A 22,050-nucleotide genomic window follows, 5' to 3' on the forward strand; every position below is an offset into this window, starting at 1 on the left:
TTACGCGGCAGCCGCGTCCGCTGCCTGGGCCTTGAGCGCACGCTCGATCCCGGCACGCGACTCCGTCACCAGCCGCCGCAAGGCGGCACTCGGCTCCGCCGATGCCAGCCACGCGTCCGTCGCGTCCAGCGTCGCCTGCGACACCTGCAGCGCCGGATACAGCCCGACCGCGATCTGCTGCGCGATCTCGTGGCTGCGCTCGTCCCACAGCTGCTTCACGACAGTGAAGTACCGCTCCGCGTACGGCGCGATCAGCTCACGGTGCTCGGCCTGCTGGAAGCCGCCGATCACCGACTCCTGCACCGCGTTCGGCAGCTTGCCGGACTCCACGACCAGGGCCCACGCCTCGGCCTTCGCCTCCGCGGTGGGCCGTGCGGCACGCGCCCACGCGGCGTGCTGCTCGCCCGCGCTGGTCCTGTCCCGCTCCAGCTCCGCCTCGATCGCCTTCTCGTCGGCGCGGCCCGTGGCGACGAGGCGGCCCAGCAGGTCCCAGCGCAGCTCGGTGTCGACGGCCAGGCCCTCGATCGTCCCGCTGCCGTCGAGCAGGCCGGCCAGCAGCGCGAGCTGCTCGTCCGTGCGGGCGGTCGCGGCGAACGCCCGTGCCCAGGCGAGCTGGTGGTCGCTGCCGGGGGCGGCGGCGCGCAGGTGCTCCAGGGCGGCCTCGCTCCACTGCGCCAGGCCCGTCTCGCGCCAGTCGGGGGCGGCGTACAGGTCGAGGGCGAGCTTGACCTGGCGCTGCAGCGACTGCACGACGCCGATGTCCGACTCCTTGGCGATGCCGGAGAGGACGAGGGCCAGGTAGTCGCGGGTGGCGAGCTCGCCGTCGCGGGTCATGTCCCAGGCGGAGGCCCAGCACAGGGCGCGGGGGAGGGACTCGGTGAAGTCGCCGAGGTGCGCGGTGACGGTGGCCAGCGACTCGGCGTCGAGGCGGACCTTGGCGTAGGAGAGGTCGTCGTCGTTGAGCAGGACGACGGCCGGACGCTGTTTGCCCGCCAGCTGCGGCACCTCGGTCAGCTCGCCGTCGACGTCGAGCTCGATGCGCTCCTTGCGGACGAGCTTGCCGTCCTCGTGCTCGTACAGGCCGATCGCGATGCGGTGCGGCCGGAGAGTCGGCTCACCCTTGGCGCCGGCGGGCAGGGCGGGGGCCTCCTGCCGGACGGCGAAGGAGGTGACGGTCCCGTCGTCGCCGGTGACGATCTCCGGCCGCAGGATGTTGATGCCGGCCGTCTCCAGCCACTTCTTCGACCAGGTCCTCAGGTCGCGGCCGGAGGTCTCCTCCAGGGCGCCCAGCAGGTCGCTCAGGCGCGTGTTGCCGTAGGCGTGCTCCTTGAAGTACGCCTGCACGCCGCGGAAGAACTCGTCCATGCCGACGTAGGCGACCAGCTGCTTCAGGACCGAGGCGCCCTTGGCGTAGGTGATGCCGTCAAAGTTGACCAGCACGTCGTCCAGGTCGCGGATCTCCGCCATGATCGGGTGCGTGGAGGGCAGTTGGTCCTGCCGGTACGCCCAGGTCTTCATGGAGTTGGCGAACGTGGTCCAGGAGTGCGGCCACTTGCTGCCCGGCGCGTAGGCCTGGCAGGCGATGGAGGTGTAGGTGGCGAACGACTCGTTCAGCCACAGGTCGTTCCACCACTCCATGGTGACCAGGTCGCCGAACCACATGTGCGCCAGCTCGTGCAGGATCGTCTCCGCGCGCACCTCGTACGCCGCGTCCGTCACCTTCGAGCGGAAGACGTACTGGTCGCGAATGGTGACCGCGCCCGCGTTCTCCATCGCGCCGGCGTTGAACTCCGGCACGAAGAGCTGGTCGTACTTGGCGAAGGGGTACGCGTAGTCGAACTTCTCCTGGAACCAGTCGAAGCCCTGCCGGGTGACGTCGAAGATCTCGTCCGCGTCGAGGAACTCGGCGAGCGACGGGCGGCAGTAGATGCCCAGCGGGACGCTCTGCCCGGTTGCCGCGTTCTCGTAGGTGCTGTGCACCGCGTGGTACGGGCCGGCGATGAGCGCGGTGATGTAGGTGGAGATCCGCGGCGTCGGCTCGAAGCGCCAGAGGTTGTCGGAAGGACGTTCCGGGGTGGGCGAGTTGGAGATGACCGTCCAGCCCTCGGGGGCCTTCACCGTGAACCGGAACGTGGCCTTCAGATCGGGCTGCTCGAAGGAGGCGAACACGCGGCGCGCGTCCGGCACCTCGAACTGGGTGTAGAGGTAGGCCTGGTTGTCGACGGGGTCGACGAACCGGTGCAGGCCCTCGCCGGTGTTGGTGTACGCGCAGTCGGCGACGACCTTCAGCTCGTTGCGCCCGGCGGTCAGGCCCGGCAGCGCGATCCGGCTGTCCTGGAACACCTCGGAGGCGTCCAGCGCGGTCCCGTTGAGCACGACCTCGTGCACGGCCGGGGCGACCAGGTCGATGAACGACTCGCCGGCCTCCGCGGCGTCGAAGCGCACGGTCGTCACGGACCGGTACGTGCCGCCCTCCTGCGCACCGGAGAGGTCGAGGTCGATCTCGTACGCGTCCACGGTGAGCAGCCGGGCCCGCTGCTGCGCCTCTTCACGGGTGAGATTCGTTCCGGGCACCAGTGCATCTCCTTAACATCCGTATCGCGTCTTTCGGCCATCCTTCCACGCCGTCGCTGTCCGTGGTGGGGCGTACGCCGACAGCGGAGGGCCGGGCACCCCACGGGTGCCCGGCCCTCCGCCGTCGGTCGTCCTTCGCTCTAGCCGCGCAGCTCCGCGGCGACGAGCTCGGCGATCTGGACGGCGTTGAGCGCCGCGCCCTTGCGCAGGTTGTCGTTGGACAGGAAGAGCGCCAGGCCGTGCTCGACGGTCTCGTCCACGCGGATGCGGCCGACGTACGAGGCGTCCTTGCCGGCCGCCTGGAGCGGGGTCGGGATCTCGGACAGCTCCACGCCCGGGGCGTCCTTCAGCAGCTCGTAGGCGCGCTCGACGCCGATCGGACGCGCGAAGCGGGCGTTCACCTGGAGCGAGTGCCCGGAGAAGACCGGGACGCGGACGCAGGTGCCGGAGACCTTGAGGTCCGGGATCTCCAGGATCTTGCGGGACTCGTTGCGGAGCTTCTGCTCCTCGTCGGTCTCGAAGCTGCCGTCGTCGACGATCGCGCCGGCCATGGGCAGCACGTTGAAGGCGATGGGCCGCTTGTAGACGGCCGGCTCGGGGAACTCGACGGCCTCGCCGTCGTGCGTCAGCCCGGCCGCCCGGTCGGCGACCTTGCGGATCTGCCCGTCCAGCTCGGCGACGCCGGCCAGGCCGGAGCCGGAGACCGCCTGGTAGGTGGTGGCGATCAGGGCGGTGAGCCCCGCCTCCTCGTGCAGCGGCTTGAGCACCGGCATGGCGGCCATGGTGGTGCAGTTCGGGTTGGCGATGATCCCCTTGGGCCGGTCCGCGATCGCGTGCGGGTTGACCTCGGAGACGACCAGCGGCACGTCCGGGTCGCGGCGCCAGGCGGAGGAGTTGTCGATCACCACGGCGCCCTGGGAGGCGACCTTTTCGGCCAGGGCGCGGGAGGTGGCGCCGCCGGCCGAGAAGAGCACGATGTCGAGGCCCGAGTAGTCGGCCGCCGTCGCGTCCTCGACGGTGATCTCCGTGCCCTGCCAGGGCAGCGTGGAGCCCGCGGACCGGGCCGAGGCGAACAGCCGCAGCTCGCTGACCGGGAATTTCCGCTCGGCAAGGATCTTGCGCATGACCGTGCCGACCTGACCGGTGGCTCCGACGATTCCGATCCTCACGAGGGGCTCCTCTACCTCATGTCACTCCGTGGACGGTATCCATCATGGGGGGCACCCCTGGCCAAAAGTCCAATCCGTTGTCCGAGGGACGGGACGCCCGCGGGGGCGGTGCGGACGGGGTCCGTATTCGCACACACCCCTACTTGTGGGACAAGCGGACTAATCCGCCACCCTCGGGGTGGGACCGGAGCTTCCCCCGCGGGTGAACGCTGAATGAGCGTCAGCCCGCCAGGGGACGAGTGCTGTATGTCAGTTCGCACTAGCCAAGATCCATGTGCGGGGATCGGCGGCGGGCGTTGCGGTCTTGTTCACGCCCAGGTCATCCGCGCTGTCAACGCTCCCGACTGACCGGACCTGCAGCCCGCCCGACCGACCGTACGTGACCGCAAGCCTTCGCGTTCGCACCCGGGGAGACGCCATGCCCGCAAGATCACGCAGGACCGCAGCCGCGCATGTCGACCGGCGCACGTTTCTGGCCGCCGCGGGCGCCGTCACCACGGTCACGGGCTTCGGCCTGGCCCTCGGCGCCGACGGCCGGCAGGCCGCGGCGGCCCCCTCCACGGACCCCACCCCCGGCGCCCCCGCCACGGCCTCCGCGTCCGCCACCGCCCGGGCCGGCGGCCCCGAGGGGCCGGACGGGAGCGAGCCCGAGCCCGCGCTCGCCGCGGCCCCCGCGGGCGCGGGCACCACCCTCGCCTCCGTCGCCACGCCCCGGGGCACCGGCGGCTACCGCCGCCTCGGCGACGGGCCCGGCTGGCCCCGGGTGGTCCGCGCCGACCTGGCCGACGCGCAGCGCGGCCGAGAGGACCGGCGCCGCACGCTCGCCTCCTTCGTGCAGTTCACCGACCTGCATCTGACGGATGTTCAGCACCCGTTGCGCTACGAGTTCTTCCGGGCCGGCGGACCCGGCGGCTGGCGCCCGCACGAGGCGCTGACGCTGCCCGGCGTGGTCGCCCTCGTCGAGCGCGTCAACAAGCTGCGCCGGGGGCCGGCGACCGGCGTCCCGTTCGGCTTCGTCGTCACCACCGGCGACAACGGCGACGAGAACGCGGCGATCGAGGTCGAGTGGTTCCTCACCGCCCTCAGCGGCGGCCGCATCAACCCCAACACCGGTGACCCGCAGCACTACGAAGGCGTCCAGAACAGCAACCTCAAGCTCTACTGGCACCCCGAGAGCGCCCTGCGCGACCAGGACAAGGCGCTCGGCTACCCGAGGATCCCCGGCTACCTCGACGCGGCCGTGCGGCGCGTCGTGAGCCCCGGCCTCAACATCCCCTGGTACTCCACCTTCGGCAACCACGACCTGCTCTCCGGCGGCTGCTACCCCGCGGCCGGCTCCTTCATCGCCGACGTGGCCGTCGGCGGCCGCAAGCTCCAGACCATCCCCGCCGCCGAGGCGAAGTGGCTGATGGAGGGCGAGGGCAAGGGCGCCGACCCCACGGGCAAGCGCATCGAGGCGCTGCTGAAGTCCCACGCCAAGGAGATGCGCACGGTCACGGCCGACCCGCGCCGGGTGCCGCTCACCCCGCGCCAGTACGTCCAGGCCCACCTCGACCCGCAGCACACCGGCCGGGGACCCGTCGGCCACGGCTACAGCCGCGACAACCTCGACTCCGGGAACCTCTACTACACCTTCCGCGTCTCCGACCGCGTCCTCGGCATCAGCCTCGACTCCACCGACCCCGGCGGCCACTACCAGGGCTCCCTCGGCAGCGAGCAGCTCGACTGGCTGGACCGCACCCTGCGGCGGCACCGCGACGAGTACGCGCTGATCTTCAGCCACCACCCCAGCTGGAGCATGGACAACCCGGTGCCCGACCCCGGCCGCCCCGGCGACAAGCGCCACGGCGGCGACGAGATCATCGCGCTCCTGCAGCGCCACTCCAACGTCCTGGCCTGGATCAACGGCCACAGCCACCGCAACCGCATCCGGCCCCGCGGCACGTTCTGGGAGATCGCGACCGCCTCGCACGTCGACTATCCCCAGCTCGCCCGGATCATCGAGATCACCGACAACCGCGACGGCACGATCTCCCTCTTCACCACCCTCATCGAGTCGGACGCGCCCTACCGCACCGACGTCCACGACCTCTCACAGACCGGACTGGCCTCCCTCTACCGGGAACTGGCCTTCAACGCCCCCGGCCGGGACACCACGCTCGACGGCGCGCCCACCGACCGCAACACCGAGCTGCTCCTGTCCCGGCGCTGACTCACCTCGGCAGCACGACGACGTAGGGCGCGGGCTCGCGGTCGGCCGATGCCACCAGGGCGGTGCGGACGACCGCGGCCTGCTCCTCGGCCGCCTCGCGCAGCCGCTTCGGCGTGATCCGCACGACCGTGATGCCGAGCCGCTCCAAGTGCTCGCGCTTGCGGGACTGTTCGGACCAGAGCGCGCCGTCCTCCCCCTCGTGGGCGCCCCGCATGTCGATGTCGGCCGCCACGGCATGGTCCGGCCAGTAGGCGTCCACGGCACCGAGCAACGGGCCGCCGGGCATACGGAGTTCGACGTTCCACAGCGGGGCGGGCAGCGCGTGGTCGCGCACCATGCCGTACATCAGGCCCTCGGCGAGCGCCCGTCCCTCGGCGAGCAGCGCGTCGACGGCCTCCGCGATGTACGGCCGCCCCAGCAGCTGGGCCCGGGCGAGCTCGCGGACGACCGCCGTCGCCTCGCAGTGCCCGCCGCGCACGGCTTCCGTCAGCAGCCGGCGCACGGCCGCGGCGTCGGTCAACTGCGCGACCGCGTCGGCCAGGGCGCGGGCGACCGGGGCGACGGGCAGCCCCGTCACCGTCCGGGCCCGCGGCAGGGCGTGCGCCCGCAGGAGCCGGACGAACCCGGTCGAGCGCAGCCGGCGCGTGCGCGGCACCAGCACGTCGATCCGGTCCAGGGCGAGCAGCGGGGGAGCGGAGGTGAAGCGGTGCAGCGCGAGCGCCGCCAGCCCGGTGACCATCGCCTCGCCGTACGGGCCCGAGGGCCCCGGCTGGGCCGGTACGTACGTGCGCGGGATCGTGTACATCAGCGCCGCGTGCAGCCGTTCCTCGCTGGTGGCGGGTCCGGGGTGGAGCAGGTAGACCCCTGGCAGCAGTTGCTGCCAGGGGCCGCCGGGGCGGCAGCGCTCGGAGAGGTCGGCACCCGACATGCCGTGCTCGCGGAGCTGACGAGATGTCAGGACCCGGTGCCGGACGTCGGAGAGGTGGTGGAGCGGGCGGGGGGACAGGGGGGTGTTCGGGTTCATGATCCGCCCATTCCCGCCGGGGTCGCGGTTGCTAACCGCTGTTACGGGGCCGTCGACAATTCGGGACAACGCCGCACCATTGCACTGCCGTTCGGCTTTCGGGGACGTGTCCCGCGCCCTGTAAGGGGCGCGGGGCTGTTGCTCCCCCAGCTACTGCTGGGAGGTACCCCCAGCGGCTCCGCCGCGTGGGCGCGACCAGCCACCAACGAGGGCCGCTCGTAGCGCCCCGTAAGGGGCGCGGGGAACTGCGCGACCAGCCCCCACCGGCCCGCAGTCGACGCACCACCCCAGGGGTCCGGGGCGCAGCCCCGAGAACCTCGACTGCGGGTGCGTCGTGGCTGATCGCGCAGTTCCCCGCGCCCCTTACGGGGCCCCGTCACACGCCTGGGCACGCAGTGCCCGAGCCAGGTCGTCCCGGGCCTCCAGGACGAGCCGCCTCAGTGCCGGCGCAGCATCCCCATGCTGCGCCAGCCACGCGTCGGCCGCCTCCACCGTTCCCGGTGTGTCCTGCAACACAGGGAAGAGACCCTTGACCACTGCCATCGCGATCTCGATCGACCGCTCCCGCCACACCCGCTCGATCACCTCGAAGTACCGCGGCGCGAACGGCGCGAGCAGCTCCCGCTGGCCGGGCTGGTCGAAGCCCGTGATCGTGGCTTCGGCCAGGGCGTTCGACAGGGCGTCCGAGTCGACGACCGCGGCCCACGCCTCCGCCTTGACCGCGGCCGACGGCCGCGACGCCAGGCAGCGCACCTGGTGCCGCTTGCCGGACGCGGTGTTGTCCCGCTCCAGCTCGGCGGCGAGCACCGCCTCGTCCGCCTCGCCGCACGGGGCCAGCGCGGCGAGGAACGTCCAGCGCAGCTCCTGGTCCACGTCGAGGCCGTCGATCCGGGCGCTGCCGTCCAGCAGGCCGTGCAGCAGCTGCAGGTCGTCCTTGCCCTCCGCGACCTGCGCGAAGAACCGTGCCCACGCCAGCTGGTGGCCGCTGCCGGGCTCGGCGAGCCGGAGCTCGCGCAGGGCGCTCTCGGCCAGCTGCCGGCCGCCCTCGGCGCGCCATGCGGGCGCCGCGTAGTGCACGAGGGCGGAGTTCGCCCAGGCGTGCAGCATCTGCAGCACGCCGATGTCGCTCTCGGCCCCGGCGAACCGCTGCACCAGGTCCAGGAAGTCGCGGGCGGGCATCAGCCCGTCGCGCGTGAGGTTCCACAGCGCGGACCAGCACAGCGCCCGGGCCAGCGGGTCGGTGATGTCGCCGAGCCGGCCGCGCAGGGTGGCGAGCGAGCCCTCGTCGAAGCGGATCTTGCAGTAGGTGAGGTCCTCGTCGTTGACGAGGATCAGCTCCGGCCGTTCGGCGCCGGCCAGTTCGTCCACGACCGTCCGCGGGCCGGTGACGTCGACCTCGGCGCGCGCGTACCGCACGAGCGCCCCGTCCTCGTCGCGGCGGCGGTACAGGCCCACGGCCACGCGGTGCGGCCGCAGTTCGGGGTGCGAGGCGGCGGCCTCCTGCAGGACGGCTAGCTCCGTGATGCGCCCCTCGGCGTCGTAAGTGGCGAGCGGGGTGAGCGAGTTGACCCCGGCGGTCTGCAGCCAGGAGCGCGACCATGCGGCCATGTCGCGGCCCGACGTCTCCTCCAGCACGTCCAGCAGGTCGGTCAGGCGCGTGTTGCCGTAGGCGTGGCGCTTGAAGTACCGGCGGGCGCCCTCCAGGAAGGCGTCGCGCCCCACGTAGGCCACCAGCTGCTTCAGCACCGACGCGCCCTTGGCGTACGTGATGCCGTCGAAGTTGAGCTTGGCGTCCTCCAGGTCGTGGATGTCCGCCGTGACGGGGTGCGTGGAGGGCAGCTGGTCGGCGCGGTAGGCCCAGGCCTTGCGCTGGTTGGCGAAGGTGATCCAGGCGCTGTCGAAGCGGGTCGCCTCGACCTGCGAGAAGGAGCCCATGAAGTCGGCGAAGGACTCCTTGAGCCACAGGTCGTCCCACCACTCCATGGTGACCAGGTCGCCGAACCACATGTGGGCCATCTCGTGCAGGATCACGTTGGCCCGGCGCTCGTAGGCGGAGCGCGTCACCTTGCCGCGGAAGACGAACTCCTCGCGGAAGGTCACGCAGCCCGGGTTCTCCATGGCGCCGATGTTGTACTCGGGCACGAACGCCTGGTCGTACTTGCCGAAGGGGTACGGGTAGTCGAAGTGCTCGTGGAAGAAGTCCAGGCCCTGCTTGGTGACGGTGAAGATGTCGTCGGCGTCGAAGTGCCTGGCCAGGCCCTTGCGGCAGAGTGCGCCGAGCGGGATCTCCAGCACGGTGCCGTCGGGCAGCGTGCGCCGGTAGTGGTCGTGGACCATGTGGTACGGGCCCGCGACGACGGCCGTGATGTAGGTGGAGATCGGCTTGGTGGGCACGAACCGCCAGGTGGCGGAGGCGGAATCGCCGGCGTTGTCGGTCGCGGGTTGCGGTTCGCCGTCCCGCTCGCCGTTGCCCAGCACCGTCCAGCCGGCCGGGGCGGTCACGGTGAGGGTGAACGGGGCCTTGAGGTCCGGCTGTTCGAAATTGGCGAAGACCCGTCGGGCGTCGGCCGGTTCGTACTGGGTGTAGAGGTAGACCTCGCCGTCCTCGGGGTCGACGAAGCGGTGCAGGCCCTCGCCGGTGCGGCTGTAGGCGCACTGCGCGTCCACGACCAGCTCGTTCTCGGCGGCCAGCCCCTCCAGGGCGATGCGCGAGCCGTCGAAGACGGACTGCGCGTCCAGCGCGCGGCCGTTGAGGGTGACCGCGGTCACGGACGGCGCGAGCAGGTCGGCGAAGGTGGCGGCGCCGGGCTCGGCGCAGCGGAAGCGGATCGTGGTCACCGAGCGGAAGGTGCGCGGCCCGCCGTCCGGACCCACCGCGGACCGCAGGTCGAGCGCCACGTCGTAGCCGTCAACGGTCAGCAGCCGGGCCCGCTCGCGGGCCTCCTCGCGGGTCAGGTTCTCGCCGGGCACGACGCGGCTCCCTCGTCTTCGTCTCAAACGCTTCGTCTCGTATGTCGAACACCAGGAATCATGGCATGGGGTGTGTTTGTTGAAACGCCGACTGTCCTGCTCTTTCGAGGAGATCCGCGTGACCACAGACGTGACGAACACCGGGAAGTCCGCCGTCGGCTTCTGGTTCGACCCCTCCTGCCCCTGGGCCTGGCTGACCTCGCGCTGGATGCTCGAGGTCGAGAAGGTGCGGCCCGTGGAGGTGCACTGGCACGTGATGAGCCTGGCCGTGCTCAACGAGAACCGGCTGGACGAGATGCCGGAGGAGTACCGCGACGCGATGCGCCCCGGCGGCCGGGCCTGGGCCCCGGTGCGGGTGTGCATCGCCGCCGAGCAGGAGTTCGGCAACGAGGCGCTCGGCCGCCTCTACACCGCGCTCGGCACCCGCATCCACAACCGCGGCGAGGGCCGCACCCCCGAGGCGGTCCTCGGCGCCCTGAAGGACGCGGGCCTCCCGGCGCGCCTGGCGGAGGCCGGGAACACCGACGCCTACGACGACGCCCTGCGGATATCGCACAAGGAGGGCATCGAGAAGGTCGGCCAGGAGGTCGGCACCCCGATCATCTCGGTGCCGGGTCCGGACGGGGCCGAGGTGGCCTTCTTCGGGCCGGTCGTCACCCCCGCCCCCAAGGGCGAGGCGGCGGCCAGACTGTGGGACGGCACCCTGCTGGTGGCCGGGACCCCGGGCTTCTACGAGCTCAAGCGGACGCGGACGGAGGGGCCGCGCTTCGACTGAGCCCGCCCGGGCCCGCCGACGGGTCGCGGCCGGGCACGAGGTCCCTTACTGTCCCGATATGGGCCAGACCGACCTCTCCCGGCCGCTCGGCCGTCGCGGCGGCTGGGCCGAGGCGGAGCCGCCGTGCGACAACGCCGCCTACGCGGAGCTGCCCGTACGTCCGTACGACTTCCTGACCCTGGCCGTGTGCCGGATCCTGCCGCCGCTGTGGTCGCTGCTAGGGCTGCGGCGCGCGGCGGGCATGATGCGGCACTACCTGCGCGGGACGGGGTCCCCCTGCCGGGTGGACGCCGAGGCGTTGCTGGCCCTGCCGGCCGTGCGGGCGGCCGTGGACGCCCAGCTGGAGCGCTGGCGCACCGAGGCGCTGGAGCGCTGGCGCGCCGGCCCGGGCGGGGTGGCCGCGTACCCCGCGGACAGCGGCTGGCGCGATGCGCTGATCACCCGGCGGGTGCACACCGACTGGTGGCTCGCGCTGCGCTGCGTGGAGTTCCGGCTGACGGGGACGGTGCGGGTGGCCGCGGACGGCACGACGGCCGTCGACTACCGCGTCGCCGTGGAGAAGGCGTGGAACTTCGACCGCGGCGGCTCGGAGTGCGGTGTTCCGTTCACCCCCTTCGCCCGGCTGCACGAGACGGGGCTGGCACGGGAGTTCACGGTCACGGGGGAGGCTTTCGGGCACGCCTGAGGACTTTGGCCGCGCCCCTTACGGGGCAGTGGAGAGGCCCCGTGCGATGCGAGCGCACGGGGCCTCTCCGGGCGCCTGCCGCGTGAAGGGTGAGAAGACGATCACGAGCAGGCCGTTCGAGGGGTGTTACGGGACCAGCAGGAGGTTCCCCCGCTCCTTCGCGGACGCGTAACGCCTCGCCACGTCCTGCCAGTTGACGACCTGCCACATCGCCTCGATGAAGTCCACCTTCTGGTTCTTGTACTGCAGGTAGAAGGCGTGCTCCCAGGCGTCGAAGACCAGGATCGGCACCGAGCCCTGGCCCACGTTGCCCTGGTGGTCGTAGACCTGCTCGACGATCAGGCGGCCGCTGATCGGCTCGTAGGCGAGGACGCCCCAGCCCGAGCCCTGCGTGGTGGCGGAGGCCTTGGTCAGCTGGGCCTTGAACTTGGCGAAGGAGCCGAAGGACTGCGCGATGGCGTCCGCGAGCTCGCCCACGCCGTCCTTGTCCAGCGGCTCGCCGCCGCCGTCGCCGGTCATGTTCTGCCAGTAGATGCTGTGCAGGATGTGGCCGGAGAGGTGGAAGGCCAGGTTCTTCTCCAGGCCGTTGATCGCGCCCCACTGGTCCTTGTCGCGGGCCTCCGCGAGCTGTTCGAGGGTGTCGTTCGCGCCCTTGACGTACGCCGCGTGGTGCTTGTCGTGGTGCAGTTCGATGATCTTCGCGTCGATGACCGGCTGCAGGGCCGCGTAATCGTAAGGAAGTTCGGGAAGTGTGTAGATGGCCATGCCGAGCCCTCCGACGGCTTATTGCAATTGGCTTGCAAGTAGAAGCTATCAGCAGATGCCCCAGGAAGGCGGTGACGGGGGCGGCTTCGGTCCAAAGACGGAGGCGGGGTAGGTCCTGAAGATCAGGACCTACCCCGCCTCGGAGGAAGGGGATGTGCCGGGGCGTCAGTCGCGCTGCGCCCGCCCGGCCACCACGCGCTGGCGCAGGTACCCGACGGTCGCGAGCACCGCCACCAGGCCGGCCGTGGCGTACAGCTGGACGCGGGTGTCGCTCTCGCGCAGCATCAGGCCGAGCGCGCCGAGGATGCCGACCAGGGCCACCCAGGACAGGGCGGGGAAGGCCCACATGCGCACCACGAGCTTCTCGGGCGCCTCGCGCTCCAGCTTCCGGCGCATCCGCAGCTGGGTGGCGGCGATGAAGGCCCACACCGCCAGCACGGCCGCGCCCGTCATGTAGAGCAGCCACTTGAACACGGTGTCCGGCCACCAGTAGCTCAGCAGTACGGCGAAGAAGCCGAAGGCGGAGGAGGCCAGCACGGTCAGCCGCGGCACCCCGTTGCTGACCTTGGCGAGGAAGCGCGGGCCCTCGCCGCGCATCACCAGCGAGTGGGACATCCGGGAGGCGCCGTAGATGTTGGCGTTCATCGCGGAGAGCAGCGCGATCAGGACGACCACGTTCATGATCTCCCCGGCGGCCGGGATGTCCAGGTGCTTCAGGACCGCGACGTAGGGGCCGTCGGTGCCCAGGGACTTCTCGGTCCAGGGGATCAGGGTGACGACGACGAGCATCGAGCCGACGTAGAACAGCGCGATGCGCCACATCGCCGTGCGGACCGCCTTGGAGACGCCCTTGACCGGGTGCTCGGACTCGGCCGCGGCGATGGTCACCGTCTCCAGGCCGCCGTAGGCGAAGACCGAGGCCAGCAGGCCCGCCTCCAGGCCGTTGGTCCCGTTGGGCAGGAAGCCGCCGTGGCCGGTGAGGTTGGAGGTGCCCGGGGCCGAGGTGCCCGGCAGCAGGCCCATGATGGCCAGGACGCCCAGCACCAGGAAGATGCCGATGGCGCCGACCTTCAGCGTGGCGAACCAGAACTCGAACTCGCCGAAGTTGCCGACGGCCGCCAGGTTCGTCCCGCAGAAGAGGGCCATGAAGAGCAGCACCCACATCCAGGAGTGGGTGGCGGGGAACCACTTCACCATGATGGCCGCCGCGCCGATCGCCTCGACGGCGATGCCCACGCAGAGCTCCACCCAGAACATCCAGCCCGCGGTGAAGCCGGCCCAGGGGCCGATGGCGCGCTCGGCGTGCACGGAGAAGGTGCCCGAGGCCGGGTTGGCCGCCGACATCTCGCCCAGCATCCGCATCACGAGCATCACCAGCAGTCCGGAGACGGCATAGGCGAGCACGATGCCCGGGCCCGCGGCGGCGATGCCGGCGCCGGAGCCGACGAAGAGTCCGGCGCCGATCACGCCGCCGAGGGCGATCATCGACAGATGACGCTGCTTCAGCCCGTTCGACAGGCCGCTTTCCGTGCCCGGGGGCTGGTCGGTGGCCCCTGTCGAGGGGGAGGCCGCGGGTATACCGGTCATGTTCGTGTCTGTCCCCGTGAGATGAGAGCTGAACGGTCCAGGATCGGTCAGCAGCTGAAAAGTGGCCTCAGTGTGGAGGTCATGTTCGCTCAGGACAACACTTGTCACACGGCTGTCCGATATTCAGACGCAGGTGTTACCGCGTGTAGCTGACATATCGCCAGAAGCGATGCTTTGTGGCTCTAATTCCGGTGACCGTCATCCGGCCCGGCGCAGCCGGAGCTCCCGCAGCCAGGAGACCAGCAGCACCGCGCCCGTCGCCGCCGCCGACCACAGCAGCTGCGGCCGTGCGTCGTCGTCCGTGAGCATCAGCACCAGCACCGCGGCCATGCCGGCCAGCGCCGCCCAGGTCAGATAGGGGAAGCACCACATGCGCAGCGACAGCCGCTCGGGCATCTCGCGCTCGATGCGCGGCCGCAGCCGCAGCTGGGAGACCGCGATCAGGCCCCAGACGAAGAGCAGGACGGAGCCCACCGCGTTGAGCAGATAGCGGAAGATCGAATCCGGCCACTCCAGATTGAGGACGACCGAGGCGAAGCCGAACGCGACCGAGGCGAACACCGCGCGCCGCGGCACCCCGCCCTCCGAGACCTTCAGCAGCGCCCGCGGCGCCTCGCCGCGCTCGGCCAGCGAGAAGACCATCCGGGACGAGCCGTAGAGATTGGCGTTGAGCGCGGACAGCAGCGCCACGAACACCACGATGTTCATGATCTGCCCGGCCCCCGGCACCCCGATGTGGTCGAGCACGGCCACGTACGGGCTCTGCCCGGGCTTCTGCGAGTTCCAGGGCAGCAGGGTGACGATGACGAGCATCGAACCGACATAGAAGAAGAGGATGCGCCAGACCGCGCTGCGCACCGCCCGGCCCACCGCGCGCGCCGGGTCGTCGGACTCGGCGGCGGCGATCGTGAGGACCTCCAGCCCGCCGAAGGCGAAGACCACGGTCAGCACACCGGAGATCACCCCGCTCCAGCCGTTGGGCAGGAAGCCGCCCTGGCCGGTCAGGTTCGCCATCCCCACGGCGTGGGTGTCCGGCAGCAGACCGAAGATCGCCAGCAGGCTGAGCGCGAGGAAGAGCACGATCGCGCCGACCTTCAGGGCGGCGAACCAGAACTCGAACTCGCCGAAGTTCTTCACCGCGGCCAGGTTGGCACTGGTGAAGACGGTCATGAAGAGCAGCACCCAGGCCCACTGCGGCACCGCCGGCAGCCAGCCGTGCGCGATCTGCGCGGCGGCCGTGGCCTCCACGGCGAGCACGATCACCAGCAGGAACCAGTAGAGCCAGCCCACCGTGAACCCGGCCCAGCGGCCCAGCGCCCGCTCCGCGTGCACCGAGAAGGCGCCGGAGGAGGGCATCGCGGCGGACAGCTCGCCGAGCATCCGCATCACCAGCATCGCCAGGACACCGGCTATCAGGTACGAGACGATGATCCCGGGCCCCGCCACGGCGATGCCGGCACCCGAGCCGACGAAGAGTCCGGCGCCGATCACCCCGCCCAGGCCGAGCATCGTCAGATGGCGTTGCTTCAGCCCCGCGGACAGCGGTTCTTTCTCGCCGGCGAGGGTCTCGCCGGCCGGAGGTGCGTCGTGCATGGGGCGCTCGTGCTCTCGTCAGGTGTCGGTTCGCTCGTTTTAACCAGGACTTACACAGTCTCCTGAGCGCACTGTTTGCGCCAAGCTCCGCGGGGTTCCAGGTGACGAGCATCACGCCGGCCGGCGCGAGGGCCCGTCGAGCACGCCCCTAGGGGCGTGTGGGAGTACGGAACCGCCAAGCAGCGTGCGCGCGGTTTGTCACCGGCGCACGGTGTCGTGGGAACGGATGCTCGACTAACGTCACGGTGTCCTTACTCTTTGTCGACTTCCCTGAGCGGAGTACCGATGGCCACCGCCGCCACCCTGCCCCGGACCGGTACGGTCCTCGCCGATCTGCTCCCCGCGTCCACCGCGGGCCGGGCCCGCGTCCGCGACGCCGCCCTCGTCCTCGGCGGTGCCGCCCTCACCGGCGTGGCCGCGCAGCTCGCGGTCCCCGTCCCCGGCTCCCCGGTCCCGGTCACCGGCCAGACCTTCGCGGCCCTGCTCGTCGGCACGGCCCTGGGCGCCCGCCGCGGCTTCCTGTCGATGGCGCTGTACGCGGTCGCCGGCATCGCGGGCATGCCCTGGTTCGCCGAGGCCCGCTCCGGCGCTGGTTTTTCGTCGTTCCCCTCCTTCGGATACGTGCTCGGCATGCTGCTGGCCGCCACCGTCGTCGGCGCCCTGGCCCGCCGCGGTGCCGACCGCTCCGCGCTGCGCACCGCGGGCGCCATGGCCCTCGGCACCGCGATCATCTACGCGGTCGGCGTCCCCTACCTGGCGCTGGCCACCCACATGTCGCTGTCCGCGGCCGTGGCGGCGGGCCTGACCCCCTTCCTCATCGGTGACGCGCTGAAGGCCGCCCTGGCCATGGGCGCGCTGCCGGCGGCGTGGAAGCTGCTGCACCGCCGCGGCTGACCGCTCCTCCGTCCCGCAGGCCGGGCCCCCTCAGCGGCGCCCCTGCCGGCGCGCGGCGAGCCAGAGACCGGTACCGCCCGCCGCCAGCAGGGCGGCGCCGAGGGCCTCCGCCACCGGGAGGTCCGACGGGGCGCCCGTGCGGGCGAGTTCGCCGGGGTCGTCGCTCGTGGCGGGGGCGGGGTGCGACGGGACGACGTCCTTGCCGGGGTGACTGCCGTACGGGCCCGGGGACTTGGCGCCGCCGGTGCTCGGCGGGGCCGAGGCCGACGGGGCCTCGGACGGCGATTCGGACGGTACGCCGGTGGGCGAGGCGGCCGGCGCGGAGGGCGTCCCCGAGGGCACGTTCTTGGTGCCCAGGAGCAGCGGCGTGTCCGGTGCGTCGGCACTCGGGTCCGTGGTCCCGAAATGCACGGGCCCCTGCTGCCACAGCAGGGTCTTGGTGCCGCTCAGCACCACGGGCAGGCAGATCTGGCCCGTGTCCGCCAGGTCGAAGTCCGCGGACACGCGGTACGTGCGGTCGGCGCCCGCGGCGAGTTTTCCGGCGGGGCAGGCGAATCCACTGTTCGCACCCGCCGGGAGTTCCCCGGCCGGAATCGCTGAGCAGCCCTCCACGGACTTCACGCGGAGCCCCTTGAATCCGACGACGTCCAGGGTGACGTCGCCGGTCTCCTTGGCCCCGCCATTGCGCACGGTGGCGGTCAGACTGGTGTTCCCCGACTTCCTGTTCACCGATATCCGCTGCGGCAGCTCCGTGCTCACCCTGCTCCCGGCGGGGGCGCTGGGCCCCGGGCTTCCGCCCTGGCTGCTGCCCGGTGTCGGCTCGGCGACCGACGCGCCCGCCGGCCACAGCAGCGCCACCGGCACGGCCGCCGCCGTCGCGGACCACCGCCACCGATTACTTGAGAACATTTTGGTTCCCCCCTGTCTTCGTCTCCTGCGAAGGCATTTGAATAGGTACCACAAGATTCCGACGTCCGAGGGGTGCGGAAAAATAATTCCGTAATGGGGGCGGGCCTGGTGGGAATTTCGAGTGGTGAGATGCAGGGGCGCCTTGTGGTGGGGCGTTACCGGCTGCTGGAATTGATCGGGCGCGGTGGAATGGGGCGGGTGTGGCGCGCCACGGACGAGATGCTCGACCGGCGGGTGGCGGCCAAGGAGATCCGCATCGACGGCCTCATGGGGGAGGGGAGCGCCGTCCAGCGCGAGCGCAGCCGGCGCGAGGCCCGCGCCACGGCCCGCATCGACCATCCCAACGTCGTCCGCGTCTACGACGTGGCCGAGGAGAACGACCGGCTGTGGATCGTGATGGAGCTGGTCGACGGCCGCTCCCTGGAGCAGGTGCTGCGCCAGGACGGCCCGGTGGCCCCCCGCGAGGCCGCCCGGATCGGCCTCGGCCTGGTCCGCGCCCTGCGCGAGGTGCACGCGGTCGGGGTGCTGCACCGGGACATCAAGCCCGGGAACGTCCTGCTCACCGCGCGCGGCCGGGTCGTCCTCACCGACTTCGGCATCGCGGCCGTGCAGGACGCCGCGGCCCTGACCATGGCCGGCACCCTCGTCGGCTCCCCCGACTACATGGCGCCCGAGCGCATCGAGGGCCGCGAGCAGGGCCCGCCGTCGGACCTGTGGTCGCTCGGCGCGACCCTCTGCGCGGCGGTCGCCGGCCACTCGCCCTTCGCCCGGGCGACGACGCTGGCCACCCTGCACGCCGTGCTCTACGAGGAGCCGGAGCTCCCCCCGGAGGCGGGCCCGCTGCGGGAGTTGCTGTCCGGGCTGCTGCTCAAGGACCCGGGCGGCCGCCCCGCGCTCGACGGAGTGGAGGAGACCCTGGCGGCCGTCGGCGCACCGCCGCCCCCGGAGCCCGTCCCGCACCCGCCGACCGCGGTCACCGCCCAGCCGCCGCCCGCACCGGACGCCGCACCGGATGCCGCACCGGAAGCGGCGCCGGAGCCCGCGCAGGACGAACTCCCGCCGCGCCCGCGCCCGTACCGCAGGGCCGCCCTGCTCGCGGCGACCGCGGTGGTGGCCGTGTCGGTCGTGGTCGGCGCGGTGCTCCTGGCCCTCCAGGGCTCGGCGGGCGGGGGCGGCGGCGCCGCGGGCACCCCGTCGGCGTCCTCCTCGCCGTCGGACGCCCGCCGCACCGAGGACGGCTTCAGCTGGGCCCCGCCCGCCGACTGGAACCGCACGGAGAAGAGCCCGAGCGACATCAGCTACGCCGCGAAGGACGGCACCATGGAGATCTCCGCGAGCCAGGCCCGTACGACGGAGGACGTGGTGACCCACTGGCAGCGCGACGAGGAGAACTTCCACGGCATCACCGGCTACCGCAAGATCCGCCTGGAGCCCACGACGTTCCGCGGCAACTCCGCGGTGATCTGGGAGTACACCATCCCGCAGGCCGGCACCCCGTGGTACGGGCGGCAGCTCGGCTTCGAGAAGGGAGGACGGACGTACCAGGTGAACGTCTGGTACCAGGACTCCGCGGAGACGGCCGCACTGGACGTCTACGCGCGCGTGAAGGAGTCCTTCCGCACGGGGTGACGGTGCGCCCGAAGGGGCGCGGGGAACTGCGCGGCCAGCCACTGACGGCCCGCAGTCGACGCACTGCCTCGGGGTCCGGGGCGAAGCCCCGGGACTTCGACCGCGGGCGCATCGTGGCTGGTCGCGCAGTTCCCCGCGCCCCTGACGGGGCGCGCCTCCGCCGGACGGGCCCGGGCCCGCACCCCCGTTCAGGGGTGCGGGCCCGGGCCCGTCAAGGGAACCGCCTACCGCTCGACGGACGCGCGCCCCTCGTGCCGCCGCCCGAGGACGATGCCGAGGACGAGCACGATCGCACCCACCAGGGTCGACAGCAGCACCTGGTCACGGTTGTCCCCGCCGTCGACGACCATGTAGCCGAGCACGAAGAGGATCATGCCGATGGTCGCGTACGTCAGGTACGGGAAGGCCCACATCCGCACGACCAGCTTCTCCGGCATCTCGCGCAGGATGATGCCGCGCATCTTCAGCTGCGTGACGCAGATGACCAGCCAGACGAACAGGGCGATGGCACCGGACGAGTTCAGCAGGAACTTGAAGACGGTGTCCGGCCACACGTAGTTGAAGACGACCGAGAGGAAGCCGAAGACGACCGACCCCAGGATCGCGGCCTGCGGAACGCCGTTCTTGCTGTTGACCCGGGCGAAGACCTTCGGCGCGTCGCCGCGCTGGCCGAGGGAGAAGGCCATGCGGGAGGCCGTGTAGAGGCCGGAGTTGAGGCAGGAGAGCACGGCGGTCAGCACGATGACGTTCATGATCTGGCCGGCGTGCGGGATGCCGATGGAGTCGAGGGCGGCGACGTAGCTGCCCTTCTTGGCGATCTCCGCGGAGTCCCACGGCAGCAGGGAGACGACCACCAGGATCGAGCCCAGGTAGAAGACGCCGATCCGCCAGATGACGCTGTTGGTGGCCTTGGTCACCGCACGCTGCGGGTCCTCGGACTCGCCGGCGGCGAGGGTGACGATCTCGCTGCCCATGAAGGAGAAGACGACCATCAGGACACCGGTGAGGATCGCGCCGGGGCCGTTCGGCAGGAAGCCCCCGTGCGCGGTGAGATTGGAGAACCCCGAGGTGTCGTTGTGCGCACCGGGCAGCACGCCGAAGACGGCCAGCAGACCGATGACCACGAAGGCGCCGATGGCGACGACCTTGATGCCGGCGAACCAGAACTCGAACTCGCCGTAGGAGCTCACCGAGGCGAGGTTGGTCGCGGTCAGGACGACCATCACGATCAGAGCCCAGGCCCACTGCGGGACGGCCGGGACCCAGCCCGCGAGGATCTTCGCGCCCGCGGTCGCCTCGACGGCCAGCACCACGACCCAGAAGAACCAGTACAGCCAGCCGATGGTGAAGCCGGCCCAGCGGCCCAGCGCCCGGTCCGCGTAGGCGGAGAAGGAGCCGGAGGTCGGGTTGGCCGCGGCCATCTCGCCCAGCATGCGCATCACGAAGACGACCATCGCGCCGACGAGTGCGTAGGAGATCAGGATGCCGGGGCCGGCGGCGGCGATGCCGGACGCGGAACCCACGAAGAGGCCTGCACCGATGACACCACCGATGGCGATCATGGACAGGTGCCGGTTCTTGAGACCTGCCTTGAGTCCGGCCTCGCCGGACGCCGGTTCGCGGCCGGGATCGCCGGTCGTCGACCCCTTCGTCATCGTCGGCGGTGTCGCGCTCATGTGGATGTTCCTTCGGATTCGGGTTGTTTCCTTCGGTACTCGGATTGCGAGTGCCCGCATTAGAACTTTTCAAAGACGTGTTTAGGAAGACCCGAATCCGTATCGTTGTCTTCACTCCCGGTACACGTCGGTACTCGCTTCGGTCCGCCCGGTGGCGGGCGCCGGGCCCGCCCCGTGCCACACTCGGACCCATGCGCGTCTACCTCGGCTCCGACCACGCCGGCTACGAACTCAAGAACCACCTCGTCGAATGGCTCACGGCCCACGGCCACGAGCCCGTCGACTGCGGCCCCCACATCTACGACGCCCAGGACGACTACCCGCCGTTCTGCCTGCGCGCCGCGGAGAAGGCGGCCGCCGACCCGGACGGCCTCGGCATCGTGATCGGCGGCTCCGGCAACGGCGAGCAGATCGCCGCGAACAAGGTCAAGGGCGTCCGCGCCGCACTGGCCTGGAGCGAGCAGACGGCCGCGCTGGGCCGCGAGCACAACAACGCGAACGTGATCAGCGTGGGTGCCCGCATGCACACGCAGGAGGAGGCGACGAAGTTCGTCGAGATCTTCCTGTCGACGCCGTACTCCGGTGACGAGCGTCACACGCGCCGCATCGAGATGCTGAGCGCGTACGAGGAGACGGGGGAGCTCCCCGCGATCCCGGCCCACCACCCGCAGCAGGGCTGAGGGTTCTTTTCGGGTGTGGGGGGCAGACGCCCCCCACACCCCTCCGCCCGAAGGGACGACGAGTCATGCCCGAAGGGCATACGATCCACCGCCTGGCCCAGGACCACCGCACCCTCTTCGCGGGCGAAGCCGTCCAGGTGGCCAGCCCCCAGGGCAAGTTCACGGACAGCGCGGCCCTGTTGGACGGCCAGGTGCTGGCAACGGCCGAGGCCCACGGCAAGCACCTCTTCCTCGGCTTCGCCGAAACCGGCTGGGTCCACATCCACTTGGGCCTCTTCGGCAAGTACACGTTCGGGGACGCCCCCGCGCCCCCGCCCACGGACACCGTCCGCCTCCGCCTCGCCGGCGCCTCCGCCTACGCGGACCTCCGCGGCCCCACCACCTGCGCCCTGATCACCGAGGCCGAGAAGCAGGCGATACACGACCGGCTGGGCCCGGACCCGCTCCGCGAGGGCGACGACGGCGAGCGGGCCTTCCGCAGGATCACCCGCAGCCGCACCACCATCGCCGCGCTCCTGATGGACCAGAAGATCGTCGCGGGCGTGGGCAACGTCTACCGCGCCGAGGTCCTCTTCCGGCACGGCATCGACCCGTACTGCGCGGGCCGCGATCTCACCCGCCGCGAGTGGGACGCGATCTGGCACGACCTCGTGGCCCTGATGCGCGAGGGCGTGCGCAACAACCGGATCGACACCGTCCGCCCCGAGCACGAGCCGGAGGCCATGGGCCGCCCGCCGCGCGTGGACGACCACGGCGGCGAGGTCTACGTCTACCGGCGGGCCCACCAGTCCTGCCACATCTGCGGCACCGCCATCCGCACCGCGGACCTCGCGGCCCGCAACCTCTTCTGGTGCCCGGAGTGCCAGAAGGCCTGACAGGACGGGGGCGCCGACCGGCGCACGCCACAC

At 71.5% G+C, this 22,050-nt stretch carries 16 protein-coding genes; 7 read left to right on the forward strand and 9 right to left on the reverse strand.

The annotated features are described in order from the left end of the window. Positions 1–2,574: an aminopeptidase N gene (pepN, locus tag ACMATS_RS25475; protein WP_414169207.1), complete on the reverse strand. Its 2,574-nt coding sequence runs from the start codon at positions 2,572–2,574 to the stop codon at positions 1–3. A 140-nt stretch (positions 2,575–2,714) separates the two neighbouring features. Next, positions 2,715–3,743: an aspartate-semialdehyde dehydrogenase gene (locus ACMATS_RS25480; protein ID WP_414169208.1), complete on the reverse strand. Its 1,029-nt coding sequence runs from the start codon at positions 3,741–3,743 to the stop codon at positions 2,715–2,717. 418 nt (positions 3,744–4,161) lie between these two features. On the opposite strand from ACMATS_RS25480, the gene ACMATS_RS25485 reads away from it, so the two are divergent. Continuing rightward, on the forward strand, positions 4,162–5,955 hold the full coding sequence (locus ACMATS_RS25485) for a TIGR03767 family metallophosphoesterase (protein WP_414169209.1): 1,794 nt from the start codon (positions 4,162–4,164) through the stop codon (positions 5,953–5,955). Position 5,956: 1 nt separating this feature from the next. Here the strand turns inward: ACMATS_RS25485 and ACMATS_RS25490 are convergent, their stop codons facing one another. Beyond that, the gene (locus ACMATS_RS25490) at positions 5,957–6,979 is read right to left on the reverse strand and encodes a hypothetical protein (protein ID WP_391151387.1); all 1,023 of its coding nucleotides are present in this window, start codon (positions 6,977–6,979) and stop codon (positions 5,957–5,959) included. A gap of 363 nt (positions 6,980–7,342) precedes the next feature. Beyond that, positions 7,343–9,949: an aminopeptidase N gene (pepN, locus tag ACMATS_RS25495; RefSeq protein ID WP_414169210.1), complete on the reverse strand. Its 2,607-nt coding sequence runs from the start codon at positions 9,947–9,949 to the stop codon at positions 7,343–7,345. A 118-nt stretch (positions 9,950–10,067) separates the two neighbouring features. Here pepN (ACMATS_RS25495) and ACMATS_RS25500 point away from each other — a divergent pair, with 118 nt between their 5' ends. Beyond that, on the forward strand, positions 10,068–10,724 hold the full coding sequence (locus tag ACMATS_RS25500; RefSeq protein ID WP_414169211.1) for a disulfide bond formation protein DsbA: 657 nt from the start codon (positions 10,068–10,070) through the stop codon (positions 10,722–10,724). A 58-nt stretch (positions 10,725–10,782) separates the two neighbouring features. Continuing rightward, positions 10,783–11,409 (forward strand): hypothetical protein, encoded by a 627-nt coding sequence (locus ACMATS_RS25505; RefSeq protein ID WP_391151391.1) that lies wholly within the window; start codon positions 10,783–10,785, stop codon positions 11,407–11,409. A 126-nt stretch (positions 11,410–11,535) separates the two neighbouring features. Here the strand turns inward: ACMATS_RS25505 and ACMATS_RS25510 are convergent, their stop codons facing one another. The 3 genes from ACMATS_RS25510 to ACMATS_RS25520 form a co-directional block, all read right to left on the reverse strand. After that, positions 11,536–12,174 (reverse strand): superoxide dismutase, encoded by a 639-nt coding sequence (locus ACMATS_RS25510; protein WP_414169212.1) that lies wholly within the window; start codon positions 12,172–12,174, stop codon positions 11,536–11,538. 165 nt (positions 12,175–12,339) lie between these two features. After that, a complete protein-coding gene (locus ACMATS_RS25515; RefSeq protein ID WP_414169213.1) occupies positions 12,340–13,761 on the reverse strand; it encodes an amino acid permease in 1,422 nt (473 codons plus the stop codon). A 198-nt stretch (positions 13,762–13,959) separates the two neighbouring features. Continuing rightward, a complete protein-coding gene (locus ACMATS_RS25520; protein ID WP_390781134.1) occupies positions 13,960–15,354 on the reverse strand; it encodes an amino acid permease in 1,395 nt (464 codons plus the stop codon). A 285-nt stretch (positions 15,355–15,639) separates the two neighbouring features. Here ACMATS_RS25520 and ACMATS_RS25525 point away from each other — a divergent pair, with 285 nt between their 5' ends. After that, positions 15,640–16,248 (forward strand): biotin transporter BioY, encoded by a 609-nt coding sequence (locus ACMATS_RS25525; RefSeq protein WP_414169214.1) that lies wholly within the window; start codon positions 15,640–15,642, stop codon positions 16,246–16,248. A gap of 30 nt (positions 16,249–16,278) precedes the next feature. On the opposite strand, the gene ACMATS_RS25530 is transcribed toward ACMATS_RS25525, so the two are convergent. Beyond that, complete coding sequence (locus ACMATS_RS25530; protein ID WP_414169215.1) at positions 16,279–17,157, reverse strand: hypothetical protein; 879 nt, start codon at positions 17,155–17,157, stop codon at positions 16,279–16,281. A gap of 129 nt (positions 17,158–17,286) precedes the next feature. On the opposite strand from ACMATS_RS25530, the gene ACMATS_RS25535 reads away from it, so the two are divergent. Next, positions 17,287–18,786 (forward strand): serine/threonine-protein kinase, encoded by a 1,500-nt coding sequence (locus ACMATS_RS25535; protein WP_414169216.1) that lies wholly within the window; start codon positions 17,287–17,289, stop codon positions 18,784–18,786. 224 nt (positions 18,787–19,010) lie between these two features. Here the strand turns inward: ACMATS_RS25535 and ACMATS_RS25540 are convergent, their stop codons facing one another. Further along, positions 19,011–20,462 carry an amino acid permease gene (locus ACMATS_RS25540; RefSeq protein WP_390780186.1) on the reverse strand — a complete coding sequence of 484 codons (1,452 nt, stop codon included), beginning with the start codon at positions 20,460–20,462 and terminating at the stop codon, positions 19,011–19,013. Positions 20,463–20,653: 191 nt separating this feature from the next. Between ACMATS_RS25540 and ACMATS_RS25545 the strand changes: the two genes are divergently transcribed. Further along, a complete protein-coding gene (locus ACMATS_RS25545; protein WP_390780187.1) occupies positions 20,654–21,142 on the forward strand; it encodes a ribose-5-phosphate isomerase in 489 nt (162 codons plus the stop codon). Between the two features lie 65 nt (positions 21,143–21,207). Then, the gene (locus ACMATS_RS25550; RefSeq protein ID WP_390780188.1) at positions 21,208–22,017 is read left to right on the forward strand and encodes an Fpg/Nei family DNA glycosylase; all 810 of its coding nucleotides are present in this window, start codon (positions 21,208–21,210) and stop codon (positions 22,015–22,017) included. Positions 22,018–22,050: the final 33 nt, after the last annotated feature.

The sequence above is a fragment of the Streptoverticillium reticulum genome (assembly GCF_047456005.1).
GTDB lineage: Bacteria > Actinomycetota > Actinomycetes > Streptomycetales > Streptomycetaceae > Streptomyces > Streptomyces reticulum.

Excerpts from the sequence above, each read along its gene's own strand:
- ACMATS_RS25485 (WP_414169209.1), top strand. The coding sequence starts at position 4,162 with ATGCCCGCAAGATCACGCAGGACCGCAGCCGCGCATGTCGACCGGCGC.
- ACMATS_RS25490 (WP_391151387.1), bottom strand. The coding sequence starts at position 6,979 with ATGAACCCGAACACCCCCCTGTCCCCCCGCCCGCTCCACCACCTCTCC.
- ACMATS_RS25505 (WP_391151391.1), top strand. The coding sequence starts at position 10,783 with ATGGGCCAGACCGACCTCTCCCGGCCGCTCGGCCGTCGCGGCGGCTGG.
- ACMATS_RS25510 (WP_414169212.1), bottom strand. The coding sequence starts at position 12,174 with ATGGCCATCTACACACTTCCCGAACTTCCTTACGATTACGCGGCCCTG.
- ACMATS_RS25515 (WP_414169213.1), bottom strand. The coding sequence starts at position 13,761 with ATGACCGGTATACCCGCGGCCTCCCCCTCGACAGGGGCCACCGACCAG.
- ACMATS_RS25520 (WP_390781134.1), bottom strand. The coding sequence starts at position 15,354 with ATGCACGACGCACCTCCGGCCGGCGAGACCCTCGCCGGCGAGAAAGAA.
- ACMATS_RS25525 (WP_414169214.1), top strand. The coding sequence starts at position 15,640 with ATGGCCACCGCCGCCACCCTGCCCCGGACCGGTACGGTCCTCGCCGAT.
- ACMATS_RS25530 (WP_414169215.1), bottom strand. The coding sequence starts at position 17,157 with ATGTTCTCAAGTAATCGGTGGCGGTGGTCCGCGACGGCGGCGGCCGTG.
- ACMATS_RS25535 (WP_414169216.1), top strand. The coding sequence starts at position 17,287 with ATGCAGGGGCGCCTTGTGGTGGGGCGTTACCGGCTGCTGGAATTGATC.
- ACMATS_RS25540 (WP_390780186.1), bottom strand. The coding sequence starts at position 20,462 with ATGAGCGCGACACCGCCGACGATGACGAAGGGGTCGACGACCGGCGAT.
- ACMATS_RS25545 (WP_390780187.1), top strand. The coding sequence starts at position 20,654 with ATGCGCGTCTACCTCGGCTCCGACCACGCCGGCTACGAACTCAAGAAC.
- ACMATS_RS25550 (WP_390780188.1), top strand. The coding sequence starts at position 21,208 with ATGCCCGAAGGGCATACGATCCACCGCCTGGCCCAGGACCACCGCACC.